Origin of the sequence: Bordetella genomosp. 11 (assembly GCF_002261215.1) — a bacterium.
Classification (GTDB): Bacteria; Pseudomonadota; Gammaproteobacteria; order Burkholderiales; family Burkholderiaceae_B; genus Bordetella_C.
Genome location: NZ_NEVS01000004.1, coordinates 4655497 through 4672279 on the forward strand (window position 1 = coordinate 4655497; position 16783 = coordinate 4672279).

At 67.6% G+C, this 16783-nt stretch carries 19 protein-coding genes; 14 read left to right on the forward strand and 5 right to left on the reverse strand.

The annotated features are described in order from the left end of the window. Positions 1 to 165 precede the first annotated feature (165 nt). The 12 genes from gspG (at position 166) to CAL28_RS28695 (ending at position 11512) form a co-directional block, all read left to right on the forward strand. Positions 166 to 624, forward strand: a complete 459-nt coding sequence (gspG, locus tag CAL28_RS28640; protein WP_094844914.1) for a type II secretion system major pseudopilin GspG — start codon at positions 166 to 168, stop codon at positions 622 to 624. Continuing rightward, positions 596 to 1132: a type II secretion system minor pseudopilin GspH gene (gene gspH / locus CAL28_RS28645; RefSeq protein ID WP_176464127.1), complete on the forward strand. Its 537-nt coding sequence runs from the start codon at positions 596 to 598 to the stop codon at positions 1130 to 1132. The genes gspG and gspH overlap by 29 nt, the downstream gene beginning before the upstream one ends. Beyond that, positions 1129 to 1503, forward strand: coding sequence for a type II secretion system minor pseudopilin GspI (gene gspI / locus CAL28_RS28650; RefSeq protein WP_094844358.1), 375 nt, complete (start codon positions 1129 to 1131; stop codon positions 1501 to 1503). The genes gspH and gspI overlap by 4 nt, the downstream gene beginning before the upstream one ends. Beyond that, entirely contained in the window at positions 1500 to 2168 is a 669-nt protein-coding gene (locus CAL28_RS29870) for a PulJ/GspJ family protein (RefSeq protein ID WP_094844359.1), read from the forward strand. Before gspI ends, CAL28_RS29870 begins: the two co-directional genes overlap by 4 nt. Further along, positions 2165 to 3115, forward strand: a complete 951-nt coding sequence (gene gspK, locus CAL28_RS29875; protein ID WP_176464128.1) for a type II secretion system minor pseudopilin GspK — start codon at positions 2165 to 2167, stop codon at positions 3113 to 3115. Before CAL28_RS29870 ends, gspK begins: the two co-directional genes overlap by 4 nt. Beyond that, a complete protein-coding gene (locus CAL28_RS28665; protein WP_094844361.1) occupies positions 3112 to 4161 on the forward strand; it encodes a GspL/Epsl periplasmic domain-containing protein in 1050 nt (349 codons plus the stop codon). Before gspK ends, CAL28_RS28665 begins: the two co-directional genes overlap by 4 nt. Next, on the forward strand, positions 4158 to 4751 hold the full coding sequence (gene gspM / locus CAL28_RS28670) for a type II secretion system protein GspM (protein ID WP_176464129.1): 594 nt from the start codon (positions 4158 to 4160) through the stop codon (positions 4749 to 4751). The genes CAL28_RS28665 and gspM overlap by 4 nt, the downstream gene beginning before the upstream one ends. Next, on the forward strand, positions 4748 to 5497 hold the full coding sequence (gene gspN, locus CAL28_RS28675) for a type II secretion system protein N (RefSeq protein WP_094844362.1): 750 nt from the start codon (positions 4748 to 4750) through the stop codon (positions 5495 to 5497). Before gspM ends, gspN begins: the two co-directional genes overlap by 4 nt. A gap of 18 nt (positions 5498 to 5515) precedes the next feature. Next, positions 5516 to 8338 (forward strand): type II secretion system secretin GspD, encoded by a 2823-nt coding sequence (gene gspD, locus CAL28_RS28680; protein WP_094844363.1) that lies wholly within the window; start codon positions 5516 to 5518, stop codon positions 8336 to 8338. Positions 8339 to 8361: 23 nt separating this feature from the next. Next, positions 8362 to 9786, forward strand: a complete 1425-nt coding sequence (gspE, locus tag CAL28_RS28685) for a type II secretion system ATPase GspE (RefSeq protein ID WP_094844364.1) — start codon at positions 8362 to 8364, stop codon at positions 9784 to 9786. A gap of 32 nt (positions 9787 to 9818) precedes the next feature. Next, a complete protein-coding gene (gspF, locus tag CAL28_RS28690) occupies positions 9819 to 11030 on the forward strand; it encodes a type II secretion system inner membrane protein GspF (RefSeq protein WP_094844365.1) in 1212 nt (403 codons plus the stop codon). A gap of 71 nt (positions 11031 to 11101) precedes the next feature. Beyond that, positions 11102 to 11512, forward strand: coding sequence for a GFA family protein (locus CAL28_RS28695; RefSeq protein WP_094844366.1), 411 nt, complete (start codon positions 11102 to 11104; stop codon positions 11510 to 11512). Position 11513: 1 nt separating this feature from the next. On the opposite strand, the gene CAL28_RS28700 is transcribed toward CAL28_RS28695, so the two are convergent. The 4 genes from CAL28_RS28700 to CAL28_RS28715 form a co-directional block, all read right to left on the reverse strand. Continuing rightward, a complete protein-coding gene (locus CAL28_RS28700) occupies positions 11514 to 12080 on the reverse strand; it encodes a papain-like cysteine protease family protein (protein ID WP_094844367.1) in 567 nt (188 codons plus the stop codon). Positions 12081 to 12193: 113 nt separating this feature from the next. After that, positions 12194 to 12775, reverse strand: a complete 582-nt coding sequence (locus CAL28_RS28705) for a papain-like cysteine protease family protein (RefSeq protein ID WP_094844368.1) — start codon at positions 12773 to 12775, stop codon at positions 12194 to 12196. A gap of 77 nt (positions 12776 to 12852) precedes the next feature. Continuing rightward, on the reverse strand, positions 12853 to 13359 hold the full coding sequence (locus CAL28_RS28710; RefSeq protein ID WP_094844369.1) for an AidA/PixA family protein: 507 nt from the start codon (positions 13357 to 13359) through the stop codon (positions 12853 to 12855). A gap of 121 nt (positions 13360 to 13480) precedes the next feature. After that, on the reverse strand, positions 13481 to 13906 hold the full coding sequence (locus CAL28_RS28715; RefSeq protein ID WP_094844370.1) for a hypothetical protein: 426 nt from the start codon (positions 13904 to 13906) through the stop codon (positions 13481 to 13483). A 211-nt stretch (positions 13907 to 14117) separates the two neighbouring features. On the opposite strand from CAL28_RS28715, the gene CAL28_RS28720 reads away from it, so the two are divergent. Further along, entirely contained in the window at positions 14118 to 14456 is a 339-nt protein-coding gene (locus CAL28_RS28720; protein ID WP_094844371.1) for a four-helix bundle copper-binding protein, read from the forward strand. Between the two features lie 232 nt (positions 14457 to 14688). Next, entirely contained in the window at positions 14689 to 15945 is a 1257-nt protein-coding gene (locus tag CAL28_RS28725; RefSeq protein WP_094844372.1) for a hypothetical protein, read from the forward strand. Here the strand turns inward: CAL28_RS28725 and CAL28_RS28730 are convergent. Beyond that, a complete protein-coding gene (locus CAL28_RS28730; protein WP_094844373.1) occupies positions 15907 to 16578 on the reverse strand; it encodes a YrbL family protein in 672 nt (223 codons plus the stop codon). The genes CAL28_RS28725 and CAL28_RS28730 overlap by 39 nt on opposite strands. Positions 16579 to 16783 lie beyond the last annotated feature (205 nt).

The window sequence follows — 16783 nt, forward strand, 5'->3', positions numbered from 1 at the left end:
AACGGCAGGAGCTCCGGTGGATGATCGACATATCGCTGTCATTCGGACCCACGATGATAGGGCCCGCATATGACAGAACTCCGAACTTGTTGTGACAGCGAATCGCAAGACGCCCAGCGTCCCGGCCGGCCCGCAACAGGAGGACCGGAACCGAGGATGAAGCACATGAAACACTGCGGTATCGGACACCCCGGCAGGCGCGCGGGCAGGCGGGCGCGCCAACGCGGCTTTTCCCTGATCGAGATCATGGTCGTCGTCGTGATCATGGGGATCCTGGCCGGGCTCGTCGTGCCCAATCTGCTGCGGCGCCCCGATCAGGCCCGCGCCGTGGCGGCACGCCAGGACGTCTCCAGCATCATGCAGGCGCTCAAGCTCTATCGACTGGACAACGGGCACTATCCCAGCGCCACGCAGGGCCTGCAGGCCCTGGTGCAGCAGCCCGCCGACGAAAAGCTGCCCGGCTGGCATAGCTACCTGGACCGCCTTCCGAGCGATCCCTGGGGCCACCCGTACCAATACCTGAATCCCGGCGTAAAAGGCGAAATCGATGTGTTTTCCCTGGGCGCGGACAACAAACCCGGTGGGGAAGACAGTGATGCGGATATCGGCTCCTGGAACCTGTGAACCGGCCGCGTCCGGCAACGGCGCCAGGCGGCAGGACGGCTTCACGCTGATCGAGATGATGGTGGTGGTGACGATCATCGCCATCGTCACCACGGCCGTCGGCCTGTCCTTTCCCAAGCGCGACGATGACCAGCCGCTGGCGCGCGACGCCCGGCGCCTGTCGCTATTGTTCGCGCTGGCGCAGACCGAAGCCCGCGCCGGCGGCCGCGCCGTCACCTGGCACGCCGACGGCCAGGGCTATCGCTTCACGCGCCGTCCGCAGTGGAATCCGGGCAACGCGGCGGCGGCGGTCAAGGAGGCCCCGCCGCCCGATGATTTCCGCGACGACGACAGCCTGCGGCCGCGCCGCTGGGAGGCATCCGATGTGCATGTCCAGGCGGACTCGGACCAGGCCGGCGTGTTCCCGCCCGAATGGATCGCCGCGCCCATGCGTATCGAACTGAGCGACGATTTCCAACGCATCGCCATCGTGCGCGACGCGGCCGGACGCTATGCGCTGCAGCCATGAATCCCCGCAGCGCGCAGACGGGCTTTTCCCTGCTGGAGATCCTGATCGCGCTGGCCATCATCGCCATCGCGCTGGCGGCCTGCGTGCGGGCGGCGGGCCAGATCGCCACCGGCCAGGCGCAGCTGCGCGACCGCGCGCTGGCGCTGGTGTCCGCGGAAAACACGCTGGCGGAACTGCGCGCCCAGCGCGCATTCCCGCCGCTGGGCGATCTGCGCACGCCTTGCCCGCAAGGCCCTTCGGCATTCGTCTGTATCAGCCATATCGAGTCCACCGCCTACAAGGAAATGCGGCAAGTGACGGTGCGCGTCTTGGCGCAAGGCCAGGGGCCGCAACTGGCGCAATTGCGCGGCCTGCTGAGCGCGCGGCCATGAAGCGCCACACCCGCTTTCCCCGCCATGCGGGACGCCCGGACGGACGCGCCGGCGGCCAGGCCGGATTCACGCTGATCGAAGTGCTGGTCGCCGTCGCGCTACTGGCCATCGTCAGCGTCCTGGCATGGCGCGGACTGGACAGCGTGGTGCGCACCCGCGATCACGTGCAGCGCGATGCCGATCGGGACGATGCCCTGTTGCGCGTATTGGGGCAATTGCAGCTGGACATGCAGATGCGCGCGCCCGACACCGTTCTGGACGGCGGCGCGGCCGATGCGGTCGTGAAGCGAGTCCTGCCCGCGGCATTGCGCGTCGATGCCGCGCACGAGGGCGAACGCGCAGGCGCGGCGCTCGATATCGTGCGTGGCCCCGCGCCGGGCGGACGCTGGCAGCGCGTGCGCTGGTGGCGCGACGGCGATGCGCTGCGCCGCGCCGCCGGCACCGGCGGCGACGCCTTTCCCCTGCCGCGCCCGGGTGCCGGCGTGGACCTGCTGGATGGCGTCGTCGGCTTCAGCATGCAGGCCTGGATACCCGGCCGCGGCTGGGTTCCGCTGCCCGACAGCGACGCCGGCTCCACGGCCACCGGCCTTGCCATCGAGCTGCGGCTTGCCGCGCCGGCGGCCGGCCCGGCGCAGGTCTATCGCAGGGTGGTGGCGCTGCCATGACGCACCCTGCGCGGCACCAGAAAGGCATGGCCGTGATCGCGGCCTTGCTGGTCGTGGCCGCCGCGGCGGTCATCGCCAGCACCATGCTGCGTGGACAAAGCGAGCGCGCGCAGCTCGTGATGAGCGAACGGTCGCGCGTACAGGCGCAATGGCTGTTGCTGGGCGGCATCGACTGGGCCAGGCAGATCCTGCGCGACGACGCCCGCCACAGTCCGATCACCCGCGCGGACCAGCCCTGGGCCATGCCCATCGTCGATCTGCGTCTCGATCCGCCCGGCGAGCCCGATCCCGCCGTGCTGTCGGGCCGCATCGAAGACGAGCAGGGCAAATTCAATCTGCAGAACCTCGCGTTCCAGGGCCAGGTGGACCCGCGCCAGCTGGTGGCCTTCGAACGCCTGCTCCAGGCCTTGAACCTGCGCCCCTCGATCGCGCCCGACATCGCGCGCCGCATCGCCGCCGGCCAGCCCATGGCCGTCGACGGCACGGCGCAATCCCCAGGCGACGGGACCGCCGCCAAGGCGGTGACGCCGCCTCGCGCGCCCGGCCTGCAATCGCTGGCGGACCTGCGCGGCCTCGCCGGCCTGGACGAACAGGCGATACAGCGCCTGGACTGCTGCGCCACCATCCTGCCGGACCAGAGTCCGGTCAACGTCAATACCGCGCCGGCCGAAGTCCTGTACGCGGTCGTGACGCAGCTACCCCTGGGGCAGGCCGTGGCGCTGGTGGCCGAGCGGGACCGCGGCCGCTACTTCAACGACGCCGCGGACTTCGTCAATCGTTTGGCCGACCCGCGGATCAAGCTGGACAAGGACAGCGTATCCACCGACAGCCAATGGTTCAGCCTGGCCGGAATCGTGCGGCTGGGCCGCGCCACGGCCGCCATGCGCGCGCTGCTGGAACGCGACGACCAGTCCACGAGCATCGTCTGGATAAGGGAAGTGAATTGAAGACCATCCTGCGCCTGGCCCTGCCGCCCTTGCGCGCGCTAAACCCCGATCTGGAAATCCCCTTCGTCCTGCTGGACCGGGACCGGCGCGTCTTACGCAGCGGCGAACTCGCACTGCATGAGCTCGCCTCCGCGGTGCCGGCCAGCCGCGTCGAAGCCATCCTGCATCCGCAGGACACGGTCGAGACGCGCATCGCGCTGCCACCTTTGCGCGGCGCACGCCTGCACGCGGCGGCGATAGCCTTGGTCGAGCCCCTGACCCTGTCGGCCACCGACGACCTCGCCATCGCCTTCGGTCCGCGCGACGGCGACGGGCAGGCGCATGTGGCATGGGCCAGCCGCGCCGCGCTGGAGCGGGGATGGGCGACGCTGGCCCAGGCCGGGCTGGAGATCGCCGCGCTTTACCCGACCAACGCCATGCTGGGCCCGCAGGCAGGCCATACCGACGCGCCGCTGTCCCTGCCGGCCGATGCGCGCTGGCAGCATCCCGGCCCGGCATGGTCGCTGGCGCTGCCCGATCTGCGCCCGGCCGCGCAAGGCCGCTCGCGCTGGCGCGGTCCCCTGGCATGGTCGGCGGCCGCCCTGACCGTCTGGGTCGCCGGCCTGAACATCCACGCCGCGCAACTGGCCGCCGAAGGCGAAGCGCTGCAGCGATCGGTACACGATCGCGTGGCCGCCGCGTTTCCGGAACTGCCCCTCATCGTGGACCCGCTGAAGCAGGCGCAACAACGGGTGGACGCGCTGCGCGCCGCCCGCAGCGTGGCCAGCGACAGCGACTTCATGCCGCTGGCGCAGGCCGCCGCGCAGATGTTGCCGGCCGGCAGCTTCGAGCTGTCGGCCCTTGCCTACCAGGATGGCGTGCTTGCCATCGATCGCGGCGACAACGCGCCAGGCACGGTCCCGCGCGAGGCCGGCGCGCGGCCGCAGAATGGCCCGGGACCGGTATTGGCATCCAGCGCGACGGGCTGGAAGGTCGCGCCGGCGCGGCTGGCCGATCGGCTCCATGCGTCCGAACGCGCGCAGGTCGCCGCGGGGTCGCGGCCGTGACACTCGCCACGCAACGGACCTTGCTGCCGCCGGCGTGGCTTGCCCGCTGGCGCAAAGCGGCGGAACAGGCATCGCAATACTGGCAACAGCTCACCCCGCGCGAACGCCGGCTGGTACGCGTCATGGGCGGGGTCCTGGCCGCCGCCGCCTTCTTCGCGGCCGGCTTGCGGCCGGCCTGGCGCGATATCGAACGCTGGCAGGACGAGCTGCCGCGATTGCGCGCCCAGGCCGCCGCGGTCGACGCCCTGGTCCAGGAAGCGCAGGCACTGAAGCGCGAGCAGGGGCGGCAGATACCCGCCGCCGACATGGAAGAAGCCTTGCGCGCCAGCCTGGCGCGCGCCGGCCTGGGCGGCACCCAGCAGGTCGAAAAGACGGACAACGGCAAGGCCTGGAGCGTCGCCTTCGAGGATGCATCGCCAGCCGCGCTCTTCGATTGGCTGGCCCATGCGCCGGCGCTGCTGCGGCTGCGCGTCGCCCAGGTGCGCATCGTCCGGCCGCGCGATTCGCTGGGGCGCCCCATCCCCGCCCGCGCTTCCGGCACGCTGCAGCTGAGAAACGCCGACGATGGTCCCGCCGGGGGCCGATCATGATGCTACGCCGCTGGCCGCTGCCCCTGGCGGCCGTCCTGGTGGCCCTGGTTGCGGCCGTCGCAACCCTGCCGGCGCGCTGGCTGCTGCTCGCGGTACCCGCGAACGCGCTACTGGTCCCGGTGGACGCATCCGGCACGCTGTGGAACGGCCAGGCGCGGCTGGCGGTGGGCCCGCCCGGCATGCGCCGCACCCTGCCGCAGCCCGTGAGCTGGAGCTGGCACTGGCTGGCGGGCATCGGCCCCGCCGCGCGCGTCACGCATCCCTGGCTACGCGGACCCTTGGAAATCGCTCCCCGCCCGGGCGGCACACGGCTGGGCCAGGGCACATTGACCCTGCCCGCCGCCACGCTGGCCGCCGCCGGCGCGCCGCTGAACACCATCGAGCCGGGCGGACAACTGGCACTGTCCTGGCCCGCGCTGGATCTGGGCGACCCGCCATCCAAGGGCGCGCTGCTGCAACTGACCTGGTCGAACGCCTCGTCCGCGCGGGTGCGCGTGCAGCCCCTGGGCGACTACCAGGCGGCCCTGGCCGCGGACGGCGCCGGCGGCCTGGACCTGCAAGTGCATACCGTGCGCGGCGCCCTGCGCGTCGAGGGCCATGGCCAGGACCGCGACGGCCGCTGGCGCTTCGAAGGCCAGGCCAGGCCCGCGCCCGACACCGATGCCGCTACCCGCGACGCCCTGGAGCCGCTGCTCGGCGTGCTGGGCGCTTACCGGAACGGCGTTTCCCAATTGCGATTTCCATGATCACCGAGTAAAGCTTCAATGAACGCAGCACGCGCTTTTCGCATCGACTCCACCGCCCGCCCCGCCCGGCGCCCCGCTCGCGGGTCACACGGCGCGGCGGGCCAGCGCCTGGTTCCCACCGTGCTCGCCGCCCTGCTGTTGCTGGGCGGATGCGCGGCGCCGGCCCAGCGTCCCGCGCGGCCGCCCGTGCCGGACAATCCGCTGATCAGCGCCGGCGCCAGCCTGTCCGATCCGGAAGTCGCGCGCGCCCGCAACGCCACCGCGGCACCCGCCGCGGCCCCGCGCGACCTCGGCCCTTTGCATGTGCGCGTCAAGGTGGACGGCCGCGACGTGGATCCGGCCGACGCCAATCTCGCGGCGGCGGCCACCCAGGCCGGCGCGGGCGCGAGCGGCGCCGACAGCGTCAACCTGAACTTCGTCGATGCCGACCTGCCCTCGGTCGTGCGCGCGCTGGCGCGCTACACCAGCCGCAACTTCGTCGTCGATCCGCGCGTCAAGGGCAAGCTCACGCTGGTCTCCGAAAAACCCGTGGACCCGAACACCGCCTACGACATGCTGCTGGGCGCGCTGCGCATGCAGGGCGTCGCGGTGGTCGAAGTCAACGGCGTCAGCCGCGTCGTGCCCGAAGCGGACGCGAAGCTGCAGGGCGCCCCCGTCACCGATGGCGGCGGCGCCACGGCCGGCGGCCTGGTCACGCGGGTCTTCCACCTGCGGTACGAGAACGCCACCAATCTGCTGCCCGTGCTGCGCCCCATGATCGCGCCCAACAACCCGATCAACGCCTATCCCAACAACAACACGCTGGTCGTCACCGACTACGCCGACAACATGGCGCGCATCGCCAAGGTGATCGCCGATATCGACAATCCCGATTCGCTATCGGCCGACGTCATTCCCGTGCGCTACGGGATCGCCAGCGATATCGCGTCTGTGGTGGGCGGAATGATGGACACGCGTGGCGGCAACGATGCCAGCCAGCAGGTCACCGTCGCCGCGGACCCGCGCAGCAATAGCGTGCTGGTGCGCGCATCCAACCCGGCGCGCGCGCAGCTGGCGCGCCAACTCGTCACGCGTCTGGACAATCCGCAGGCCTCGGCCGGCAATCTGCACGTGGTCTATCTGCGCAACGCCCAGGCGGTCAAGCTGGCTGGCGTGCTGCGCGGCGCGCTGACGGGGCAGTCCGACAACCGTGGCGCATCCGGCGGCGCCGGTGCCGGCGGGGGCGGCAACGCGGCCGGCGGCGACTACGGCGGCAGTCCCTTTCGCGGCGGCACGTCCGCCGTGAACACCTCGCAGGCGAGCGCGACGCAGAACACCATGGGCGGCGGCGCGAACGGCGCAAGCGGTTCGCAGCGCTTCGGCCAGGGCGCCGACAATGCGGACCGCGATGCGCAGGGCAACGCGTTCTCGGCCAATGGCGCCACCATCACGGCCGACCCGACCACCAACACGCTGATCATCTCCGCGCCCGAACCGCTCTATCGCAGCCTGCGCGAGGTCATCGACGAGCTGGACCAGCGCCGCGCGCAAGTCCTGGTCGAAAGCCTGATCGTGGAAGTCTCCAGCGACGATGCCGCGCAATTCGGCATCCAATGGATGTTCGGCGGCAACGGCCTGAACGGCAACGGCACCACGGTGTTCGGCGGCACCAACCTTAACGGCAGCGGCCTGAACCTGAGCAGCAGCACCGCCACCTCGATCGACGCCCTGGGCACGGGCCTGAACCTGGGCATCGTCAAGGGCACGGTCGACGCGCTGGGCCACCAGATCATCAACCTGGGCGCGCTGGCGCGCGCCATGCAGGGCATACAGGGCACCAACATCCTGTCCACGCCGAACCTGCTGACACTGGACAACGAACAGGCCAGCATCATCGTGGGCCAGACCGTGCCCTTCGTCACCGGCTCTTATGTGACCAGCTCGGGCGACGGCTCCAGCAACCCATTCCAGACCATCGAGCGCGAGGACGTCGGCCTGACGCTGAAGTTGCGGCCGCAGATCTCCGAAGGCGGCACGGTCAAGCTGGACCTTTACCAGGAAGTCAGCAGCATCGACGATACCGCCACCAGCACGGCGGGCATCATCACCCGCAAGCGCGCGCTGGATACCAGCGTCCTGGTCGACGACGGGCAGATCATCGTGCTGGGCGGGCTGCTGGAGGACTCCGGCACGGACGGCACGCAATCGGTGCCCATACTGGGCGACCTCCCCCTTATCGGCTCGCTGTTCCGCTACACCAGCCGGCATCGCACCAAGACCAACCTGATGATCTTCCTGCGGCCGCATATCGTGCGCAGCAGCCAGGACAGCCGCCGCCTGACCCTGGACCGCTACGACTACATGCGGCGCGTGCAGGACAACGCGAGGACGCCGCACAGCTGGCCGCTACCCGACGTCGATTCGCCACAGCTGCCGCCGCTGGGCACCGATGCGCAGCCGCTGTCCTCGCGCCCGCTGGACCTGCGGCCCAACGCCGCCGGCCAGACCTTGAGCCAGGACCCGCCACCGACGACCACCGACACGCGCGTGTACCCCTCGACGCCGCGCCTGCCCCAACCCGCCGCGTCGCTCGACGGGCTGCCCGCCATCGCCAGCCAGGCCCGCAGGGAGGAAAACGGCGGCCAAGCCCTCGTCCTGCAGATCGCGCGCGCCGATTCGCAGGCACAAGCGCAGCAGATCGTGCAACGGGTCGCCGGCTCGGGCCTGCGGGCTTATACGCAGGTGGCGCCGGGCGGGGCTGGCGTGCTGGTCCGCACGCGCGTCGCGCGCGACCCGGCAACGGCGGGCGCCGCGGCCGAACTATTGACCAAGCTGGGCTACCAGCCGGAGACGATACGGTAGACAAAGGCATCGGAGACCGCACGATGACATCCCTGCCATACGCCTGGGCCCGCGCGCTGCGCGCCCTGCTGACGATCCGCCCGGAGGGCGCGCAGCTGACCTTCAGCCCGCGCACGCCGCAGTGGGCGCGCGCCGAGGCGCGGCGCCACCATCCGCTGGCGCAGGAACGCGAGATCGCCGACGACGAGCTGGAAACGCTGCTGGCCGCCGCCTACGCCCATGCCGGCGATGCGGCCAGCGTGGTGGCGGCGTCGGAAAACGAAATCGACCTGGATCGCCTGATGCAGGATATCCCGGAGATCGAAGACCTGCTCGATACCCAGGACGACGCGCCGGTGATCCGCATGATCAATGCCCTGTTCACCCAGGCCGCGCGCGACGGCGCCAGCGATATCCATCTCGAAGCCTTCGAAACGCACTCCATGGTGCGCTACCGCGTCGACGGCACGCTGCGCGACGTCGTCAGCCCGCGGCGCGCCCTGCACCACGCGCTGATCTCCCGCATCAAGATCATGGCCAACCTCGACATCGCGGAAAAACGCCTGCCCCAGGACGGCCGCATCGCGCTGCGCGTCGGCGGCCGGCCCATCGACGTGCGTGTCTCCACCTTGCCCACCGGCCATGGCGAACGCGCCGTACTGCGCCTGCTGGACAAGGAGGCGGGACGCCTGCGCCTGGAAACCCTGGGCATGGCGCCCGCCGTCCTGCAGCGCCTGGACCGCCTGATACACCAGCCGCACGGCATCGTGCTGGTCACCGGCCCGACCGGCAGCGGCAAAACCACCACGCTGTACGCGTCGCTGGCGCGCCTGGATGCCGCCACCACCAACATCCTGACGGTCGAAGATCCCATCGAATACGACCTGCCCGGCATCGGCCAGACCCAGGTGAATTCGCGCATCGACCTCAGCTTCGCCACCGCCCTGCGCGCCATCCTGCGCCAGGATCCGGACGTCGTCATGATCGGCGAAATCCGCGACCTGGAAACCGCGCAGATCGCCGTGCAGGCCTCGCTGACCGGGCACCTGGTGCTGGCCACGCTGCATACCAACGATTCCGTGTCGGCGATCACGCGCCTGACCGATATGGGCGTCGAACCCTTCCTGCTTTCCTCGTCGCTGCTGGGCGTATTGGCGCAGCGGCTGGTGCGCCGCCTGTGCGCGCATTGCAGGCAGCCGGCCACGACGGCCGACGGACGGCAGGCATGGCGCGCCGTCGGCTGTTCCGCGTGCAGCCACACCGGTTATAGCGGCCGCACGGGCATCCACGAACTCTTCGTCATCGACGACGAGATACGCGGGCTGATGCATACCGACGCGGGCGAACAGGCCATGCGCCGCGCCGCCGAGGCCGCCGGCATGCGCAACATGCGCCACGACGGCCAGCGTTGGGTGGAAACGGGGGAAACCTCGCCGGAGGAAATCCTGCGCGTCACCCGCGACGATTGACGCCGCGAACTCACCGCAAGCCCCATACGCCCATGCCTTCCTACACCTTCGAAGCCTCCGACGCCGCGGGCCACCTGGAACGCGGCATGATCGACGCCGACTCGCCGCGCGGCGCGCGCAATGCCCTGCGCGCACGCGGCCTCACGCCGCTGAGCGTGCGCGATGCATCCGGCCATCACCGCGCCGGCTCCGCGCGCTGGCTGGGCAAGCACCTGGGCGATACCGAACTGGCGTGGCTGACGCGGCAGATCGCCAGCCTGCTGGCGGCGCGGCTGCCCCTGGACGCGGCATTGACGGCCACCCTGGAGCAGGCCGAAAAGCGCCATGTCGCCCAAGCCTTATCCGCCGTACGCGCCGACGTGCGCGCCGGCCACCGCCTGGCCGACGCGCTGGCCTCGCGGCCCAAAGACTTCCCCGACATCTACCGGGCGCTGGTCGCGGCGGGCGAGGAATCCGGCGACCTGTCGCTCGTCATGGAAAGGCTCGCCACCTACGTGGAACAGCGCAACGCGCTGCGCGGCAAGGTGCTGACGGCCTTCATCTATCCCGCCATCGTCGGCGTCGTATCGGTGGGCATCATCTTCTTCCTGCTCGGCTTCGTGGTGCCGCAGGTCATCGGCGCCTTCAACCAAACCCACCAGCAGTTGCCGCTGATCACCCGCATCATGGTGGCGATGAGCGACATCGTGCGCGACTGGGGCGCGGCGGGCCTGGCGGCCGGCGGCGCCGCCTTTGCCGCATGGCGCTGGAGCCTGCGCGCGCCGCCCGCGCGGCTGCGCTGGCACGCGCGCGCATTGCGCCTGCCCATGGCCGGCCGCTTCATCCTCGAAATGAACGCCGCGCGCTTCGCATCCACGCTGGCGATCCTGACGGGCAGCGGCGTATCGCTGCTGCGCGCCCTGCAGGCCGCGGCACAGACCTTGACGAACGACCGCCTGCGCGCGGCCGTCGCCGATGCCACCGACCGCGTGCGCCAGGGCGCGGCCCTGGCCGCATCCCTGCAAACCCAGAAGGCCTTTCCGCCGCTGCTGATACACCTGATCGGCAGCGGCGAACGCACGGGCGAACTGGCGCCCATGCTGGACCGCGCGGCCACCACGCTCTCTGCCGACCTCGAACGCCGCGCCATGGCCATGACCGCATTGCTGGAACCGCTGATGATCCTGATCATGGGAGGCGTCGTACTGGTCATTGTGCTGGCCGTCATGATGCCGATCATAGAGATCAATCAAATGGTGCAGTAAGGGTTCCCATCGCCGGTTCATGCGCAGGCTGGCGCCGCACTAAAATGGTTGTCGCAAATCGAGGAGTGCGCATGTCAAGGAATGACGTGAAAGGCAGCTGCCTGTGCGGCGCCGTCCGGTATGCCGTCGAAGACCGCTTCGAATACGCCATGAACTGCCATTGCTCGCAGTGCCGGCGCGCGACCGGCGCCGCGTACAAGAGCTTCGCCGGCATCGCCGCCGATCGCCTCAGGATCGAACATGGCGCGGACGTCACCATGATCCACGGCAATCCGGACGCCGAGCACGATGTCCATTGCGGCACCTGCGGATCCCTGCTCTATTCCATCGTGCGCGGCGGCGCCTATGCCCACGTCACCATGGGGACGATGGTGGACACGCCGGCGATTCGTCCTTCGATGCACATCTTTGTCGGCTCGAAGGCGCCCTGGCACGACATCACGGACGCGCTTCCCAGGTACGACACGCTGCCGCCCGGCTGAATCACCGTCTCCCCATGGACGGCGTCTTCGAGTAGAACATCGTCAAGGAGCAACCGGCCCGCTGCGGTGGCGGAGGCGTCGGAAACGTTGAGGCTATCGTTATGGACGTCTTCGATGGATTGCAGTAGTACCAGTTGCCTCCACCGAAGCCATAGCAAGCGACGACGTAACCCGGCACGGCCTGTTTTGTCCTGTTATTCACCCAGGCCACGACCACGGGCTTCTCTTGCCTGATCGCGGTACGCAGCGCCGTAAAGTTCTGCGCATTCATGTCGTTCGTACTTGCGAGGTTGGCGCAGAAAACGGCGTTCAGTGAACTATCGGGATTGCCCGAAACATCCTGGCCGTTGCAGACCTTGATGGCCAGCGCGCTCTGCCTCCACATCAAGTTCGCCGGGTTCTCTATCGGACCGCTTTTGTAGTAGTTGCCTACCATCACCGCCACGGTGATCCAGCCCCAATTGTCACGTTCTTCCTTCTGCAGATATTGCGGGAACCCATTTATGACGAATCCCGCCGCTTTATCTTCGTCGTCGTTCGTGTCCGGATCTTGATTCTCGTCGGTCATTGCATGCTCCTGCGCGCAATCGAGGTTGCAGTTCCGATCGCGCTGATGGGATGAACCCGGATAATTCGGAAGTCCATTGATAAGACATGGCGGTATGAGCCGCACATAAACGCTCAGGTCGGCGGCGTTCCCATGGGCGGCTTTCTGCTGTAGAAGAACCTCAGGTTGGCTTTAACGCCTTTCGCGGGCGAGGGAAGCGCTGAATTCTCCGACACAGCCACTCGGGAAGGGTCCCCGAAGTACCACCTGGCCCCGGCGTAGCCGTAGACCGCCACGACAAAACCGGGAAGCGCCTTGCTGGTCCGGGGATCCAGCCACGCTATGACCACAGGCAAACCTTGCTTGATCATCGCACGCGCCATCCCGTACGTTTGCGCGGCCGGATCGTTGGTGATCGCAGGGTTATCGGCGAAAACATTGTTCAATGCAGTGTCGGGGTTGCCTGATACGTTCTGGCCGTTGCAGATCCGGTTTGCCAGGAAGCTCTGTGTCCAGCTCTTGTTCTGGCGGCTCTCCAAGGGACCGGTGCCGAAGAAGTTGCCTATCATCACCGCCGTGGCGATCCAGCCCCAGTTGTTGTTCTTGCCGCACCTCTGAAAATACTTCGGAAAATTCGCGAGGACGGTCTTTCCGGTTTTGGTGTCATCGTCGTCTGTATCCGAATCTGAATCCGGAGCTTGATCCTGATCTGTCATGGCACATCCCTGTGCGCGATCGGCGCTTTACCGCTTTGTTGCGAAGGCCGGAACGAACCGGCGTATCCGGCGATTCATTAGTTGACTGTCAGGAACGGGTCCCACATGAACGGTATGCTTACCTGGGTCAGGCCGTTTCTCACCATCTTGCATTTGATTCGATATGTCGCATTGCCCGTGACGCACGCTTGGCCGACGAATATCTTGCCGTCGGTATCCACCTGTACAGGCATACCCGCACTGGTGAAGACATCGCCGCTAAGAGGCTCGAAACCTTCAATGATCACCGTGTTTTGCGAATTCGGATCGACGGTCTCGATGTAGAACCCGATGAAATCTCCGTTCATCGCAAAAGTGTGCAGTTCAAGATTCCCTTCGGCGGTGCTGCCGTTCGACGCCCGGTTATCCATCATGAAGACGCCGTTGCCGACGACGCCGTTGTTGGTGGGTGCCGTCGAGCCCACATACTCGGTATCCACGAGAATGCGAACGACGGTTTGAGGGTTGTCGATGCCGTACTGTGCCTCGCCCGTCACCAGCGCGGGATTCGGGGTCGATGATGTGGAAGGCTTTGTGGTGTCCATGAGTCAACTCCGGTGCGGTAGTAAGCGGAAAAAGTTGCCGACGCCGTTTCACGGCGCGGCGCTTGACTGAAGATGTTGCCGGCCTGCTTCGGCCAACGGCCTGTGGCCTGACCCGCCCGTTTCAGGACGCGGCAAGACTGGGCTTCACGCTCAAAGTCGCTTCGTCGCCGTCTTCGAGCGACGCATAGATATCGATGTTGTACGCCGTCGCGCCGCAAGCGGCTTCGACCGTTCCCGTAAAGGCGGCGTCCCCCATGTCGGGGGACATCCTGGGACCGCCGCTGAATCCCCATGCAGGGATTTCGCCGATGGTCTGGATCACAAAGCTGGACTTGGAGTTGGGATTCAGGGGCTCCACCCTCCAGCAGATCTTTTCGTTTTTCCTGGCTATCGTATTCAAGGTCGCGCTGCCTTGCGGCGAACTGCCCAGGGACACGCGGTTATCCACGATGTATACCCCGGACGCGGTGCCGTCCTGGACATTGTTATCGTCGACCAGGATCCGGATCTGGATATCGCAGTCGGTGGTGAGTGGGTTGGCGGCCATGGCGATTCTCCCAATTGGCGCAGCACCGTTCCAGGTGCGGGTTATTTCGCTGCTGTGCAGGATGTCGCCACACTATCAAAGCTGTCGTGGGCTGAACCGCACGGGCGCCATAACCTTTTGTATCGGCGTGCTGCCGCGGCGCGCGGCACAGCGGTTGCTGCCCCTGTCATCCGCTCGCGACTACCGCGGCCTCACCAAGGAACACTCAGCCATGAAACCCATCCCCCCCGAGGCGCAGCTTTGCATCGACGAATGCCTGCGCTGCTACCAGACCTGCACCGCAATGGCCATGAACCACTGCCTGGAAGAAGGCGGCCCGCACGTGGAGCCCGGCCACTTCCGCCTGATGATGGCCTGCGCGGAAATGTGCCGCACCGCGGCGCACTTCATGCTGATCGGCGTGCCGCATCATCGGCACACCTGCGCCGACTGCGCGTCCATTTGCCGCCAATGCGCGGACAGCTGCGATGCGCTGGACGGCATGGACGACTGCGCCACGATGTGCCGGCGCTGCGCCGACGCCTGCGAGCGAATGGCCGGCCCCGCCTAGGAGATGCGCGTCATAGACCGCCGCTGCCGCCGTTGCCGGTCGCCGTCAGCATCGACAGGCGCCGGCCTGCGGCGGGCAACACCATCGCGAAGGGGGGTATCTACCGTACAATTTGATGGAAATTTCACGCTGGCCCGCCGACACTGCGGCGCTGCACTTTACTCTCGCCAAATCGATATGCGCTTGAACGCCCGCCGCGCCTCTTATGGCGCCTCGTCATGAGCGCCCACTGATGGATTCCCCTCCCGTTTTCGATTCATCCGCTTGCGCGCGCGCGCTGCGCGAGTTCATCGAGCTGGGCCAGGCCGGCCGTATCCCCTGCGTCATGCTGCGGCCGCGCGACACTGCCGGCGACGGGATATTCCAGGGCGACTTCGACTTTCTCATCGATGAAGCCCGTTTCGACGAAATATTGCGTGCGGTGTTTTCGCTATGCCAGGCAGCCGGCGTCAGCTTCGTCCTGCGCCAGTCGGCGCCTTTCAAGCGCCAGGTCGAGCTGCTGGACGACAGCGGCCGCCGCGTAACGATAGAAATGTGGCCGCACGCGGAATTGCGCACGCGCGGCGAACGCGGCCGCCTCAGCCGCGCCGGTGTCGCCTATACCGCCTACGAGCGATTGGACGCCCGGGGACGCGAGGAATTGCTGGCGGCGTTATTCCTGCTGCACCTCCACCACAAGGGCAAGGACTTGCGTGACGCCCTGGTAAGAGACAGGCTGGCCTACTTCGCCGACCGCGTCGGCGCCGTACCGGGGCTGCGCGATGCCATGAACGGTTTGTTGGCGGGCACCATGGAAATGGATGCCGCGCACCAGGCGGCCACGGCCTTCCTGCGTGCCCGCGGCATACCGATTACGTCGCCCACCGCCATCGCGCTCAAGCGCCTGGCGTGGCGCGCGCGCCGCGTGCTGCACTGGCCCGCCGGCGACACCACCGCCGTGATCGGTCCGGACGGCAGCGGCAAAACCGCATTGATGGACGGCATCGAATCCAGCCCCCTGGGCAAGCGATTCCGCTTCAGGCGCTTCAAGCGCCTTTTCCGCAAACCGCTGTTCTACTGGGGCAGCGAACCGCGCAACGTGCGCGACGAAAAACGGCTTTGGCTGATATTGCCCGTCGCGTGGGCGGCTTTTTCGCTCATGCAGCTCTTCACGGGCTGGCGCCGCCCGCTCATCCTCGATCGCTACTTCTACGACTATTTCGTACGCAACGTCCGCCTGAACAGCCAGGGCGATTTCCGCCGTATCGCGGCCTACGACCTGTGCACCGCGCTGGCGCCGCGCCCGCGGCGCCTGATCGTCGCATCCTGCACCCCGGCCATCATCCACCAGCGCAAGCAGGAGATGTCGCAGGAGGCCATCGCGGCGCTGTACGAGATGTACCTGGACCAGGTGCGGCGCAGCCGCGTCCCATCGACCTTGTTCTGCTATACGGGCGCCCGACCCGAGCTATCAGGCCGTCAGGTGCTGCATTTCCTTGGGAACCCATAGCCGGCTTGAACGATCGCGCAGCAAGCCCAGCGTTCTGTCGCGGAAAGCCTGTGCCTTTTGCCTGGCCGTCCAGTGCTCCAGCGGCGTGAACGTGCACCGGGCCCAGTACTTGAAGTCGAAGTGCCGCGTGCCCAGCCCATCGACGAAAACCAGATGCGCGCGCGCGGGGGCGCCCGCTTCCCGCACCAGGAAGTTATCGACGCCATAGTCGGCCAGGATCACGCCTGCGCGCGCCAGCCAGTCGGCGGCTTCGTAGATCAGCCCAACCGCTTCCAGTTCAGTGATCATGCCGCTGCGCAAGGCCCGCGACAAGGTCGGACAGGGCGTGCCATCCGGCCGTTGGACCAGGTCGACCACCAGGCCCCGGCCACGATCCGTCTGGACCCAGCCATGCACGCGCGGGATATGAGGCCCCGCCACACCCAGGCGTTCCAGGTGCGTGCTGTAGTGCAGGTCGATGTCGTTCTGTGCCCGCTCGTGCTCCGGCTTGGAAACCTTGACGCCCAGCGCGCGATTCAAAGGATGCCGCCAGACTTCACGATCATGGCCGGCGCCGATCTTTTCGGTGAGAACGAGGACGACATCCTGCAAGGAGGGCGCGTCTGCCAGACACCCCGAAGGAAGTGTGCTCATGTAATTTTCGTCAAATTGATCTGATAATTTTGACGGCGTTCGGCGTTATATGACAATAGTCTTTCAGTATGCCGTCGCAGCATGGCAACGGCAAGAGACTAAAACCCATACAGATCAAAGACTTACCTGAAAAAGCACTTTCGGCGTCTCAGGTTCGACGAAATTTCGACGGGCAGCCTGATATGGGGACGCTTCGCGTCGGCGG